The sequence below is a fragment of the Plantactinospora sp. GCM10030261 genome (genome assembly GCF_042666615.1).
Taxonomy (GTDB): domain Bacteria; phylum Actinomycetota; class Actinomycetes; order Mycobacteriales; family Micromonosporaceae; genus KBS50.
Genome location: NZ_JBHTDD010000020.1, coordinates 97,094 through 110,879, shown reverse-complemented (window position 1 = coordinate 110,879; position 13,786 = coordinate 97,094). Strand labels below are relative to the sequence as shown.

The following is a 13,786-nucleotide window of genomic DNA, read 5'->3' as shown; positions in this document are numbered from 1 at the left end:
TCCCGTCGTGCGATGCTGCTGCCCTGCGGACAAGCGCATGTCGGGGCGGTGAGGTCTGGCCGACGCCGGGGCCGACGTGCCCCGCTCCGATCGCGGACTCGTCGCGTCATCCATCGGCCCACGAGGGCCGTTCATATAGAGCCGCCGGGCGGGATGGGAAACCATCCCGCCCGGCGGTGCGTCAGGGGCGTGGCGCATTGATCTTGTGGCTGGGCAGGGGCCGCGAGGCCGCCACGGCCGTCGGTGAGGCCGCCGAGCCGGGGTCCGACCCGGGCTGGCAGAGTGGGTCGGCGTGAACCGCGCAGCACACGGCCGCCGAGCCGGCCTGGACAAGCAGCCGCACGAGGTAGCCGCGATGTTTGACGGCGTGGCCGCCAACTACGACCTGACAAACACCGTCATGACGGCCGGACGGGACCGGGCCTGGCGGCGGGCCACTCGGGCGGCGCTGGACCTCCGTCCGGGCGAGCGGGTCCTCGACGTGGGCGCCGGTACCGGGGTCTCCACCGAGGAACTGGGCCGCTCCGGGGCGTACGCGGTGGGGGTCGACCTGTCGATCGGCATGCTCGTCGCCGGTCGGCGGACCCGGCCGTCGGTGTCGTTGCTCGCCGGGGACGCGCTGCGGCTGCCCTTCGCCGACGCCACCTTCGACGCGGTGACCATCTCGTTCGCGCTGCGCAACGTGGTGGACACCGAGGCGGCGCTGCGGGAGTTCGCCCGGGTGACCCGGCCCGGTGGCCGCCTCGTGGTCTGTGAACTCAGCCACCCCACGAACGGGCTGTTCCGCACCGCCTACCTGTCGTACCTGATGCGCTGGCTGCCCACCGCGGCCCGGGTGGTTTCCAGCAACCCCGACGCCTACGTCTACCTGATCGAGTCGATCCGGGCCTGGCCGGACCAGGCGGCGCTGGCGAACCGGATCGCGGCGACGGGGTGGAACACGGTGGCATGGCGGAACCTGACCGGCGGGCTGGCGGCGCTACACCGGGCAACCAGGGCCTGAGGCCGGGCCCGTGTGCCCGGTTAGGCACACCTAACTGGGCGGCGGTGCGGCACCGGTCATAGACTCCCATGCGGAACCGCTTGTGAAGGAATTCACGAGCCATCGGAAGGAGGGCCCGGATGACCGCCGTCGAGAACGACGCCGACGTCATCGTCGTGGGCGCCGGACCGGGCGGCTCGACGACCGCCTACCACCTGGCCCGGCACGGGCTCCGGGTGCTGCTGCTGGAGAAGACCGAGTTCCCCCGGGAGAAGGTCTGCGGTGACGGGCTCACCCCCCGCGCCGTGAAGCAGCTCATCAAACTGGGCATCGACACGTCACCGGAGGCCGGCTGGCTGCACAACCGGGGACTGCGGGTGATCGGCGGCGGGGTCCGCCTGGAGCTGGACTGGCCGGAGCTGGCCAGCTTCCCCAACTACGGCCTGGTGCGGCCCCGACTCGACTTCGACGACCTGCTGGCCAGGCAGGCCGTGAAGGCCGGCGCCGAGCTGCGCACCGGCGTCACGGTGCTGGCACCCGTGCTGGACGGCACCGGCCGGGCGATCGGCGTCCAGGCCGAGCACGGTCCGGAGCGTACGCCGATCAACCTGCACGCGCCCCTGGTGGTGGCCGCCGACGGCGTCTCCGGCCGGTTCCCGCTGGCGCTCGGCCTGACCAAGCGGGAGGACCGACCGATCGGCGTCGCGGTCCGCCGCTACTACCGCTCGCCGGCCCGGCACCACGACGACTACCTGGAGTCGTGGCTGGAACTGCGCAGCCGGGACAGTGGTGACAAGCTGCTCCCCGGGTACGGGTGGATCTTCGGGATGGGGGACGGCCGGGTCAACGTGGGCCTCGGCGTCCTCAACTCGTCCACCGCGTTCGGCAAGACCAACTACCGGCGGCTGCTCACCGACTGGCTGGCGAACACGCCAGCGGAATGGGGAATGGCCGACGAGGCGAACGCGGATGGGCCGATTCTCGGGGCCGCCTTGCCGATGGGCTTCAACCGGGTGCCGCACTACACCCGGGGAGTCCTGCTGGTCGGTGACTCCGGCGGCATGGTCAACCCGTTCAACGGCGAGGGCATCGCGTACGCGATGGAGTCCGGCGAGCTGGCCGCCGAGCTGATCGTCCAGGCGCTGGCCCGGCCGGTCGGGGTGGCCCGGGAGCGGGCGCTCGCCGGCTACCCGGCGGAGCTGAAGAACCGGTACGGCGGTTACTACCGGCTCGGCGGCATCTTCGTGAAGCTGATCGGCCGTCCCGAGATCATGCGGATCGCGACCAGGCACGGGATGCCGCACCCGACCCTGATGCGGTTCGTACTCAAGCTGATGGCAAACCTGACCGATCCGCGGGGCGGGGACGCGATGGACCGGGTGATCAACGCGATGACCAAGGTGGCGCCGGCGGTTTGAGCGCCACGTCGGTCGGGCATCGCCGCCCGGCCGGCCGGCACCCCCGAGCCGACCTGCCCGGGAAGCGGTGCCTAGTGTGACCTACGACAACCGAGGGCAGGGAAGGACGAGCAGGAGAAACGATGTCGCTCTCCCCTTACGTACCGATCATCGGGCTGTTCGCCCTCGCCGCGGCCTTCGCGCTCTTCTCGGTGGCCGCCGCGCGGTTCGCCGGTCCGCGCCGATACAACAAGGCCAAGCTCGACGCGTACGAGTGCGGCATCGAGCCGAGCCCCGAGCCGGTTGGCGGCAGCCGGTTCCCGGTCAAGTACTACCTGACGGCGATGCTCTTCATCGTCTTCGACGTCGAGATGATCTTCCTGTACCCGTGGGCGGTCTCCTTCGACATCCTGCCGGCCTTCGCGTTCGTGGCCATGCTGCTGTTCATCGGAACGATCTTCGTCGCGTACGCCTACGAGTGGCGCCGCGGCGGCCTGGACTGGGACTGAGGGAGGACCGTCAGATGGGTATCGAGGAGAAACTCCCCGCCGGCGTCCTGCTCACCTCGGTGGAGAAGCTTGTCAACTGGTCGCGGAAGTCGTCGGTGTGGGGCGCCACGTTCGGCCTGGCCTGCTGCGCGATCGAGATGATGGCGGCCGGCGCGCCGCACTACGACCTCGGCCGCTGGGGCATGGAGGTGTTCCGCGCCTCCCCGAGGCAGGCCGACCTGATGATCGTCGCCGGTCGGGTGAGTCAGAAGATGGCCCCCGTGCTGCGCCAGATCTACGACCAGATGGCCGAGCCCCGCTGGGTGCTGTCGATGGGTGTCTGCGCCAGCAGCGGCGGCATGTTCAACAACTACGCGATCGTGCAGGGCGTCGACCACGTCGTGCCGGTCGACATGTACCTGCCGGGCTGCCCGCCCCGGCCGGAGATGCTCATCGACGCGATCCTCAAGCTGCGCGAGAAGATCGGCCACGAGCCGCTCGGCGCCAACGGTCGCAAGATGCTGGCCGCCCGCCAGGAACGCGGCGACGTGCCGGTCGTCCCGTACGGCTCGATGCCCTCCTCGTACCGCTCCGACCGGGCCCGCCGGGCCGAGTGGACCAAGGCGGTTCGCGAGGGGCGCGAGGAGCAGTTGCGCATCGAGAACTGGATGAAGGCCCAGAACCACCTCTCCGGGGGCGTAGCGAAATGACCGAGCCCAGCAAGAGCACCGAGCGGCCGGGCGGTGGCGTGCCGCTGCCCGCCACGCCGACCGGGGCCAGCACGACCGCCCCGGCCGACTACCCGCCGAGCAGCGTCGCCGGTCAGGGCATGTTCGGCAACCACGGCACCGGCGACACGTCCGGGTTCGGCGGGTTGGTGCGCCGGCGTCCCGCCGTGGGCGACAGCCCGCGCCCGTACGGGAGCTACTTCGACGACGTGACCGACGCGCTGGAGGAGGCGTACCCGGCCTTCGCTGACGCGATCGAGAAGGTGATCGTCGACCGGGGTGAGCTGACCCTGCACATCAAGCCGGCCCGGATCGCCGAGGTCTGCCAGATCATGCGGGACGACCCGGCGCTGCGCTTCGAGCTGTGCTCCTCGGTGTCCGGCGTGGACTACCTCGGCGCTGACGAGCGCCGGCTGCACGTGGTCTACCAGCTCACCTCGATGACCTACCGGCGGATCGTGCGGCTGGAGGCGGCGGTCTCCACGGTCGACCCACACCTGCCGAGCGTCACGGCTGTCTACCCGACCGCCGACTGGCAGGAGCGCGAGGCGTACGACATGTTCGGGGTCGTCTTCGACGGCCACCCCGCCCTCACCCGGATCCTGATGCCGGACGACTGGGAGGGGCACCCGCAGCGCAAGGACTACCCGCTGGGCGGCGTCCCGGTGGAGTACAAGGGCGCCGAGATCCCGCCCCCGGACCAGCGGAGGAGCTACCAGTGACGACTCCCGGATACGCACGCGAGCGGGACACCGCCGAGGGCAAGGTCTTCACGGTCACCGGCGGCGACTGGGACACGGTCGTCGAGGGGACCGACCCGATCGGCGACGAGCGGATCGTGGTCAACATGGGCCCGCAGCACCCGTCCACCCACGGTGTGCTCCGGCTCGTGCTCGAACTCGAGGGCGAGACCGTCCGCGAGGCCAGGTCGGTGGTGGGTTACCTGCACACCGGCATCGAGAAGAACCTCGAGTACCGCAACTGGGTGCAGGGCAGCACCTTCGTCACCCGGATGGATTACCTGGCCCCGATCTTCAACGAGACGGCGTACAGCCTGGCGGTGGAGAAGCTGCTCGGCATCACCGACGAGATCACCGAGCGGGCCAACACCATCCGGGTGCTGATGATGGAGCTGAACCGGATCTCCTCGCACCTGGTCTGGCTGGCCACCACCGGCATGGAGCTGGGCGCGCTGTCGATGATGCTGTACGGCTTCCGGGAGCGGGAGTACATCCTCGACATCTTCGAGATGGTCACCGGTCTGCGGATGAACCACGCGTACGTGCGTCCCGGCGGCGTCGCGCAGGACGTGCCGGACGAGGCGATCGTCAAGATCCACGAGTTCCTGGAGCTGATGCCCAAGCGGCTCCAGGAGTACGAGGACCTGCTCTCCGGCCAGCCGATCTGGATCGAGCGGACGAAGAACGTCGCGGTGCTCGACGTGACCGGCTGCCTGGCGCTCGGCGTCACCGGTCCGGTGCTGCGCTCCGCGGGCCTGCCCTGGGACCTGCGCAAGACCATGCCGTACTGCGGCTACGAGACGTACGAGTTCGACGTGCCCACCTCGAACGACGGCGACGTGTGGGGCCGGTACCAGGTGCGGCTGGCCGAGATCCGGGAATCGCTGAAGCTGGTGGAGCAGGCGCTCGACCGGCTGCGGCCCGGCCCGGTCATGGTGGCCGACAAGAAGATCGCCTGGCCGGCGCAGCTCGCCATCGGCGTGGACGGGATGGGCAACTCCCTGGAACACGTCGCCAAGATCATGGGTCAGTCGATGGAGTCGCTTATCCACCACTTCAAGCTGGTCACCGAGGGGTTCCGGGTCCCACCCGGCCAGGTGTACGTGGGGATCGAGGCGCCCCGCGGCGAGTTGGGCGTGCACGCTGTGTCGGACGGCGGGACGCGGCCCTACCGGGTGCACTACCGGGAGCCGAGTTTCGTCAACCTCCAGGCGCTCCCGGCGATGGCCGAGGGCGGCCTGATCGCGGACGTGATCGCCGGTGGCGCGTCGCTGGACCCGGTGATGGGCGGTTGTGACCGGTGAGCGTGAACGGAAAGAAGACCCTCTCATGACTGACGCGATGGTTGACCTCTCGCCCGCCGCCACGGCGCTGCACGAGCAGCTCGCCGACCGGGCCCGGGAGATCGTGGCCCGCTACCCGGCCGACCGGTCCCGGTCCGCGTTGCTGCCGCTGCTGCACCTGGTGCAGTCGGTGGAGGGCTACGTGTCGCCGGCCGGGGTGGAGTTCTGTGCCGGTGTGCTGGGCCTCAACAAGGCACAGGTCGGCGCGGTGGCCACCTTCTACACCATGTACAAGCGGCGGCCCACCGGTGACTGGCTGGTCAGCGTCTGCACCAACACGCTGTGCAACGTCCTCGGTGGACAGCAGGTCTACGACACGCTGTCCGAGCGGCTGGGCGTCGGGCACGACGAGACCACGGCCGACGGCACCATCACCCTGGAACACGCCGAGTGCCTCGCCGCCTGCGACTACGGCCCGGTGATGACGGTCAACTACGAGTTCTTCGACCAGGTGGACCCGGAGAGCGCCAGCGCCGTCGTGGACGAACTGCGGGCCGGTGGCCGGCCCACGCCGACCCGGGGCGCCCGGCTGTGCACCCTCAAGGAGATGTCGATCCAGCTCGCGGGCTTCACCGACCCGCGGGATGAGGCGATTGCCGACGGGCGGGCCGGCGAGCCGTCCCTGCGCGGCCTGCGGCTGGCCGAGGAGCACGGCGTCTCGGTCCCCGGCTTCGACCCGGACACCCCGATCCGGCGACGGGACGAGAACACCGGCAAGCCGGCCGACAAGCCGGCGCCGCCCACCAAGGTTCCGTCCTCGCGGACCGGCAGCACGGCGCCGGACACCAAGGACCCGGACGTCAAGGACCCGCAGGTCCGCACCGCTGAGACCCGGCAGCCGGACGCCCGTACCGCCGTGCCGGACGCCCCCGGCAACGCGGCCCCGGCCGACGGTGTCCCGCCGGGACCGGCCGACGCCCGGTCGGCCGAGGCGGCCGGAGTCGGGGCCAACCCGCCGGCCGGTGACGCCAAGCCCGCCGGTGACGACACCGGCGCGCAGGAGCGCAACCTCGCGGATGCCGGCGGGGCGCCGGCCGGCGGCGAGAAGGAGGCCGAGAAGTGACCACCCCTCGACGGGAGACGCTGCAGAAGCTGACCCCGGTGCTCACCAAGCGCTGGCTCTCGCCGGACGCCTGGCGCATCCGTACCTACGAGAAGCTGGACGGGTACGCCGCGCTGCGCAAGGCGATCACGGCGCACCCGGACGACCTGATCCAGCTCATCAAGGACTCCGGCCTGCGCGGTCGGGGTGGCGCGGGCTTCCCGGCGGGCCTCAAGTGGGGTTTCATCCCGCAGGGCGACGGCAAGCCGCACTACCTCGTGGTCAACGCCGACGAGGGTGAGCCGGGCACCTGCAAAGATCTGCCGCTGATGACGCACGACCCGCATTCGCTTATCGAGGGCGTCATCATCGCCTCGTACGCGATCCGGGCCAACCGCGCGTACATCTACATCCGTGGGGAGGCGGTGAACGCGGCCCGCCGGCTGCGCAACGCCGTCGACGAGGCGTACGCCAAGGGCTACCTCGGCAAGAACATCCTGCGCTCCGGGTTCGACCTGGACGTGGTGGTGCACGGCGGCGCCGGCGCGTACATCTGTGGCGAGGAGACCGCGCTGCTGGACTCGCTGGAGGGCTTCCGCGGCCAGCCGCGGCTGCGCCCGCCGTTCCCCGCGACGCACGGCCTGTACGCGTGCCCCACGGTGGTGAACAACGTCGGCACCATCGCGAGCGTGCCGTACATCGTGCTGGGCGGCGCGGACTGGTGGAAGAGCATGGGTACGGAGAAGTCGTCCGGACCGATGATCTATTCGCTCTCCGGCAGGATCGCCAACCCGGGCCAGTACGAGTGCTCGATGGGGATCACCCTGCGCGAGCTGATCGAGCTGGCCGGTGGCATGCAGCCCGGACACAACCTGCGGTTCTGGACGCCTGGCGGGTCGTCCACCCCGCTGCTTACCGCCGAGCACCTGGACGTGCCACTGGACTTCGAGGGAGTGGCCGCGGCCGGCTCCATCCTCGGCACCACCGCCACCCAGATCTTCTCCGACCAGGACTGCCCGGTCTACGCGACCTACCGGTGGCTGGAGTTCTACCACCACGAGTCGTGCGGCAAGTGCACCCCGTGCCGGGAGGGCAACTTCTGGATGGTCCGGGTCTACCGGCGCATCCTGTCCGGCCTGGGGACCCACGAGGATCTGGACACCCTGCTCGACACGTGTGACAACATCCTCGGCCGGTCGTTCTGCGGCCTCGGCGATGGCGCGACCAGCCCGGTCACGTCCTCGCTGAAGTACTTCAAGCAGGACTACCTCGACTACATCGAGGGCCGGACCGCGCCGAAACTGTCCGACAAGCAGTTGGTAGGGGCGCATTAATGAGCGCGAGGAGTGAGCCGGGTTTGCGAGCCCCGCAGTCGCGAATGGAAGGCGGTGCGGCATGACTGACGTTGCCAAGGCCACCGACACCGTCACGCTCACCATCGACGGCGTCGAGGTCACCGCACCCAAGGGCGCCCTGCTGATCCGGGTCGCCGAGCAGATGGGCATCGCCATCCCGCGGTTCTGCGACCACCCGCTGCTGGCCCCGGCCGGTGCCTGCCGGCAGTGCCTGGTCGAGGTGGAGGGGCAGCGCAAGCCGGTCGCCTCGTGTACCCAGACGGTGGCCGACGGCATGGTGGTGCAGACCCAGCTCACCTCGGAGGTCGCCAAGAAGGCGCAGGCCGGGATCATGGAGCTGCTGCTTGTCAACCACCCGCTCGACTGCCCGATGTGTGACAAGGGCGGCGAGTGCCCGCTGCAGAACCAGGCGATGTCGACCGGCCGGTCCGACTCGCGGTTCCACGAGCACAAGCGGGAGTACCCGAAGCCGTTGCCCATCTCCAGCCAGGTCCTGCTGGACCGGGAACGGTGCGTGCTGTGCCAGCGGTGCACCCGCTTCTCGGAGGAGATCGCCGGGGACAAGTTCATCGACCTGATGGGCCGGTCCAGCGCCGAAGAGATCAATATTTACCGGGACGAGGCGTACGGGGTCGACTCGGACGACGCCGAAGTGGTCCCGTTCAACTCCTACTTCTCCGGTAACACGGTGCAGATCTGCCCGGTCGGCGCGCTGACCGGCACCCAGTACCGGTTCCGGTCCCGCCCGTTCGACCTGGTTTCCTCGCCCAGCGTGTGTGAGCACTGCTCGGCCGGCTGTGACCAGCGCACCGACTGGCGGCGCGGCAAGGTGATGCGCCGGCTTGCCGGCGACGACCCGGCCGTCAACGAGGAGTGGAACTGCGACAAGGGGCGGTGGGGCTTCCGCTACGCCACCGCCACCGAGCGGTTGACCACCCCGCTGGTCCGGGACCGGGAGACCGGCGAACTGCGCGAGGCCTCGTGGAGCGAGGCGTTCGCGGTGGCGGCCGACGGGTTGCGGGCCGCACGGGACGGCGACCGGGGCGTCGGGGTGCTCACCGGCGGCCGGCTCACCGTCGAGGACGCGTACGCGTACGCCAAGTTCGCCCGGGTCGCGCTGCACACCAACGACATCGACTTCCGGGCCCGGCCGATCCGTCTGGTCGACGCGGAGGTCGCCGGTGAGGAGGCGGACTTCCTGGCCGCCTGCGTGTCCGGGCGCACCGACGTGACGTACGCCGACGTGGAGAACGCCAAGGCGGTCGTGGTGGTCGGGCTGGAGCCGGAGGAGGAGTGCCCGATCCTCTTCCTGCGGCTGCGTAAGGCGTACCAGAAGAAGGGCCTCCAGGTCTTCGCGCTCGCGCCGTACGCCACCCCGGGCCTGGAGAAGCTCGGCGCCAAGATCGCCCGGGTGGTCCCGGGCGAGGAGGCGTCGGTGCTGGCCGAGCACCCGACGGTGGCCGAGGCGCTCGGCGCCGAGGGGGCGATCCTGCTGGTGGGCGAGCGACTCGCCACCGTGCCGGGCGGCCTCTCCGCCGCCGCGGCGGTGGCGGAGCGCACCGGCGCCAGGCTCGCCTGGGTGCCGCGGCGCGCGGGCGACCGGGGCGCGGTGGACGCGGGTTGCCTGCCCAACCTGCTGCCCGGCGGCCGACTGGTCACCGACGCGGCGGCGCGCGCCGAACTCGGCGCCGCCTGGGACGTGCGGCCCGGGGACATCCCGAGCCAGCGCGGCCGGGACACCGACGAGATCGTCGCGGCGGCGGCCGCCGGTCAGCTCGGCGCCCTGGTGGTGGCCGGGGTCGACCCGGCCGACCTGGCCGACCCGCGACTCGCCGAGCGGGCCCTGGACGAGGTGCCGTTCCTGGTCAGCCTGGAGCTGCGGGGCAGCGCGGTGACCCGCCGGGCGGACGTGGTCCTGCCGGTGGCGCCGGTGGTGGAGAAGGCCGGTAGCTTCCTCGACTGGGAGGGCCGCCTGCGTCCGTTCGAGGCAGTGTTGAACACCGCCGCGATGGCCGACGGTCGGGTGCTCGACGCCCTGGCCGCTCAGCTCGGGGTGCGACTCGGCACCAGCGACGTGAACGGCGTCCGGCGCGAGCTGGGCACCCTGCCGACCAGCCGGGCCGATCGCCCGCAGCCGCCGAGGGCGGCCCCCGCGGGCGTGCCGACCCCGGCGACCGGGGAGGCGGTGCTGGCCACCTGGCACCAGCTCATCGACCTGGGGACGCTCACCGAGGGCGACCCGTACCTTGGCGGCACCGCCCGCCAGCCGGTGGCCCGGCTGGCCAAGGCGACCGCCGAGGCGATCGGGGTGGCCGAGGGCGAGCCGGTCACGGTGGGCACCGACCGGGGGGCCGTCACCCTGCCGGTAGCGCTCACCGAGATGCCCGACGGCGTTGTCTGGCTGCCCACCAACTCGCCCGGTTCGACGGTCCGGCGGGCGCTCGGCGTACCGGCCGGTGCCGTGGTCCGGCTTTCCGCCGGCGCCGCCGGGCGGTCGGAGTCCGGGGAATCGTCCACCGTGGCCGGTGGATCCGGCGTCGCCGCCGACGCGGCCGGTCGGCCGGGGCCGCTGCTCAACACCGATCCCGGGAGCCTCCAATGACGAGCCTCTACCTGGCGCAGGATCCGACGCTCGCCGACTTCGGCCGCGACGTCTGGTGGATCGTCCTCATCAAAGTCGTGGCGGCGTTCGTCTTCGCCGTGCTGGCCACGCTGCTCGGCGTGTGGTTCGAGCGGCGTGTGGTGGCCCGGATGGCTCAGCGGCCCGGCCCGAACCAGATCGGTCCGCTGGGTCTGCTGCAAACCCTCGCCGACGGTCTCAAGATGGCCTTCAAGGAAGACATCCTGCCGACCAAGGCGGACAAGGTCGTCTACTTCTTCGCGCCGACCATCTCGGTGATCGCGGCGGTGACGGCGCTGGCCGTGGTGCCGTTCGGTCCGATGGTCAGCATCTTCGGCCACTGGACCCCGTTGCAGGTCACCGACGTGCAGGTGGCGGTGCTGGTGGTGCTGGCCGCCTCGTCGATGGGCGTGTACGGCATCGTGCTCGGCGGCTGGGCGTCCGGCTCGACCTATCCGCTGCTCGGCGGGCTGCGGTCGAGCGCACAGATGATCTCGTACGAGGTGGCGCTGGGCCTGTCCATCGTGGCCGTGTTCATGACCGCTGGCACGATGTCGACGAGCGGCATCGTGGCGGCCCAGGCGGACGCCACCCGGTTCACCATGTTCGGCCAGGAGATCCCGGCCCCCGGCTGGTACGCGCTGTTGCTGCTGCCCAGCTTCATCATCTTCTTCATCTCGACGGTCGGCGAGACCAACCGGGCGCCGTTCGACCTGCCCGAGGCGGAGTCCGAGCTGGTCTCCGGCTTCATGACCGAGTACAGCTCGCTGAAGTTCGCGCTGTTCATGCTCTCCGAGTACGTCGCCATGGTGACCATGTCGGCCGTGACCGTGACGCTGTTCCTCGGCGGCTGGCGGGCACCCTGGCCGATAAGCGTCTGGGACGGGGCGAACTCGGGCTGGTGGCCGCTGCTCTGGTTCCTCGCCAAGGTCATCCTGCTGGTGTTCGTCTTCGTCTGGCTCCGCGGCACGCTGCCCCGGATGCGGTACGACCAGTTCATGCGCCTCGGTTGGAAGGTGCTCATCCCGGTCAACCTGGTGTGGATCGTGGCGCTCGGCGGCATCCGGGTCACCAGTGGCTGGGAGCGCACCGACCGCCTGATCGCGATCGGTGTCCCGGTGGGACTGGTGCTGCTGGTGGCGCTGTTCTGGCCAAGTCGCAAGGCGGAGCCGAAGCCGTCGTTGCAGGACGAGGTGCGGGCCCGACCGGAGGGCAGCTTCCCGCTGCCACCGATGGACCTGCAGGTGCCCCCCAGCCCGCGGACCAGACGGGCGGTCGCCGAGCGGCAACCGGCAAACATCGGCGCCGACGAGAAGGAGGTGTGACATGGGTGCGATCACGGACAGCTTCAAGGGCTTCGGGGTCACCTTCTCGCACATGTTCAGGAAGGTCGTCACCACCGACTACCCGTTCAAGCCGCCGGTGTCGGCCCCCCGCTACCACGGGCGACACATTCTCAACCGGCATCCGGACGGCCTGGAGAAGTGCATCGGGTGCGAGCTGTGTGCCTGGGCCTGCCCGGCCGACGCCATCTACGTCGAGGGCGGCGACAACACCGAGGAGCAGCGGTTCTCGCCCGGTGAGCGGTACGCCAGCACGTACCAGATCAATTACGCGCGATGCATCTTCTGCGGCTTGTGCATCGAGGCGTGCCCGACCCGCTCGTTGACCATGAGCAACGAGTACGAGCTGGCCCGGGACAACCGGCAGGATCTGATCTTCACGAAGGAGCAGCTCCTCGCCCCGCTGCTGCCCGGGATGGAGCAGCCGCCGCACCCGATGCACCTCGGCGACAGCGAGAAGGACTACTACGTCGGCGCGCTGGACAACCCGGGCACCTCGGCGGGCGCCGAGCACTCCCCGATGGGGCCGGGCCGGTACACCGTGGACGAGCACCCGGGAGTGACCTTCCCGGGCGCCGAACAGGCGGAGCAGCGCGCCGGGCGGACGGCCGAGCAGGCCGAGCGCCGGGCGGCGGCGGGCAAGGGAGATCGGACGTGACGACACAGGCGGTGCTCGCTGCGGCGGGCGGGGTGTCCACCGGGGAGGCGGTGACCTTCTGGATCCTCGCCCCGCTGGCACTTGTCGGCGCCCTCGGGATGGCGGTGTCCCGCAACGCCGTCCACTCGGCGCTCTGGCTGGTGCTGACCATGCTCAGCCTGGGTGTGTTCTACGTGCTCCAGGCGGGGCCGTTCATCGGCATGGTGCAGATCATCGTCTACACCGGCGCGATCATGATGCTGTTCCTGTTCGTGCTGATGCTTGTCGGCCGGGACGCGTCCGACTCGCTGATCGAGGTGCTGCGCGGGCAGCGGATCGCCGCGATCGGGTTGGGTGTCGGGTTGGCGGCCCTGGTCGGCACCGGGGTGTACCGGGCCACCGCGGGTGGCACGTCGGTCGGTCTGGATGCGGCCAACGCGAACGGCAACGTCCAGGGCATCGCCCGGCTGCTCTTCACGGACTACATCTTCGCGTTCGAACTCACCGCGGCGCTGCTGATCACCGCCACCATGGCCGGGATGATCCTCGCCCACGTCGAGCGGCGCAAGGAGGACAAGCGCGACCAGGTGGCGACCATGAAGGCCCGCTTCGCGCCCGGTAACTACCCGGGTCCGAAGCCTGGGCCGGGTGTCTTCGCCACCTCGTCGTCGGTCGCCACCCCGGCGCGGCTGCCCGACGGCCGCCCCAGCACGCTCAGCACGCCGGAAATCCTTCCGGTGCGCGAGCTGACCGCCGAGGAGACCTCCCTGAAGGGCACGGACAAATGAGTGACTTCTTCTCGGTGGAGCCGAGTCACTACCTGGTCCTGTCGGCAATCCTGTTCACCATCGGGGCGGTCGGCGTACTGATCCGGCGGAACGCGATCGTGCTGTTCATGTGCGTCGAGCTGATGCTGAACGCGGCCAACCTGGCGCTTGTCACCTTCAGCCGGATCAACGGTGACCTGAACGGCCAGATCATGGCGTTCTTCGTGATGGTGGTGGCCGCCGCGGAGGTCGTGGTGGGCCTGGCCATCATCATGTCGATCTTCCGGAGCCGGCGTTCGGCGAGCGTCGACGACGCCAACCTGCTCAAGTACTAGAGGGGCCTG

At 70.5% G+C, this 13,786-nt stretch carries 13 protein-coding genes; all 13 read left to right on the top strand.

From position 1 onward, the window contains the following. The first annotated feature begins 292 nt into the window (after nucleotides 1–292). The 13 genes from ACFQUZ_RS22465 (at nucleotide 293) to nuoK (ending at nucleotide 13,777) form a co-directional block, all read left to right on the top strand. Nucleotides 293–1,003: a demethylmenaquinone methyltransferase gene (locus tag ACFQUZ_RS22465; protein WP_377445550.1), complete on the top strand. Its 711-nt coding sequence runs from the start codon at nucleotides 293–295 to the stop codon at nucleotides 1,001–1,003. Between the two features lie 101 nt (nucleotides 1,004–1,104). After that, nucleotides 1,105–2,400: a geranylgeranyl reductase family protein gene (locus ACFQUZ_RS22460; RefSeq protein WP_377445637.1), complete on the top strand. Its 1,296-nt coding sequence runs from the start codon at nucleotides 1,105–1,107 to the stop codon at nucleotides 2,398–2,400. Nucleotides 2,401–2,522: 122 nt separating this feature from the next. Continuing rightward, a complete protein-coding gene (locus tag ACFQUZ_RS22455; RefSeq protein WP_377445548.1) occupies nucleotides 2,523–2,888 on the top strand; it encodes an NADH-quinone oxidoreductase subunit A in 366 nt (121 codons plus the stop codon). Between the two features lie 14 nt (nucleotides 2,889–2,902). Next, a complete protein-coding gene (locus ACFQUZ_RS22450) occupies nucleotides 2,903–3,577 on the top strand; it encodes a NuoB/complex I 20 kDa subunit family protein (protein WP_377445545.1) in 675 nt (224 codons plus the stop codon). Next, entirely contained in the window at nucleotides 3,574–4,317 is a 744-nt protein-coding gene (locus ACFQUZ_RS22445) for an NADH-quinone oxidoreductase subunit C (RefSeq protein WP_377445542.1), read from the top strand. Before ACFQUZ_RS22450 ends, ACFQUZ_RS22445 begins: the two co-directional genes overlap by 4 nt. Beyond that, complete coding sequence (locus ACFQUZ_RS22440; protein WP_377445540.1) at nucleotides 4,314–5,639, top strand: NADH-quinone oxidoreductase subunit D; 1,326 nt, start codon at nucleotides 4,314–4,316, stop codon at nucleotides 5,637–5,639. Before ACFQUZ_RS22445 ends, ACFQUZ_RS22440 begins: the two co-directional genes overlap by 4 nt. Nucleotides 5,640–5,664: 25 nt before the next feature. Beyond that, complete coding sequence (gene nuoE / locus ACFQUZ_RS22435; RefSeq protein WP_377445538.1) at nucleotides 5,665–6,741, top strand: NADH-quinone oxidoreductase subunit NuoE; 1,077 nt, start codon at nucleotides 5,665–5,667, stop codon at nucleotides 6,739–6,741. After that, complete coding sequence (gene nuoF / locus ACFQUZ_RS22430; protein ID WP_377445537.1) at nucleotides 6,738–8,054, top strand: NADH-quinone oxidoreductase subunit NuoF; 1,317 nt, start codon at nucleotides 6,738–6,740, stop codon at nucleotides 8,052–8,054. Before nuoE ends, nuoF begins: the two co-directional genes overlap by 4 nt. A gap of 61 nt (nucleotides 8,055–8,115) precedes the next feature. After that, a complete protein-coding gene (locus ACFQUZ_RS22425) occupies nucleotides 8,116–10,677 on the top strand; it encodes an NADH-quinone oxidoreductase subunit G (protein WP_377445534.1) in 2,562 nt (853 codons plus the stop codon). Further along, entirely contained in the window at nucleotides 10,674–12,020 is a 1,347-nt protein-coding gene (gene nuoH, locus ACFQUZ_RS22420) for an NADH-quinone oxidoreductase subunit NuoH (RefSeq protein ID WP_377445531.1), read from the top strand. The genes ACFQUZ_RS22425 and nuoH overlap by 4 nt, the downstream gene beginning before the upstream one ends. A gap of 1 nt (nucleotide 12,021) precedes the next feature. Beyond that, the gene (nuoI, locus tag ACFQUZ_RS22415; RefSeq protein WP_377445528.1) at nucleotides 12,022–12,696 is read left to right on the top strand and encodes an NADH-quinone oxidoreductase subunit NuoI; all 675 of its coding nucleotides are present in this window, start codon (nucleotides 12,022–12,024) and stop codon (nucleotides 12,694–12,696) included. Beyond that, complete coding sequence (locus ACFQUZ_RS22410; RefSeq protein ID WP_377445526.1) at nucleotides 12,693–13,463, top strand: NADH-quinone oxidoreductase subunit J; 771 nt, start codon at nucleotides 12,693–12,695, stop codon at nucleotides 13,461–13,463. Before nuoI ends, ACFQUZ_RS22410 begins: the two co-directional genes overlap by 4 nt. Continuing rightward, nucleotides 13,460–13,777, top strand: a complete 318-nt coding sequence (gene nuoK / locus ACFQUZ_RS22405; protein ID WP_377445524.1) for an NADH-quinone oxidoreductase subunit NuoK — start codon at nucleotides 13,460–13,462, stop codon at nucleotides 13,775–13,777. The genes ACFQUZ_RS22410 and nuoK overlap by 4 nt, the downstream gene beginning before the upstream one ends. The last annotated feature ends 9 nt before the right edge of the window (nucleotides 13,778–13,786 follow it).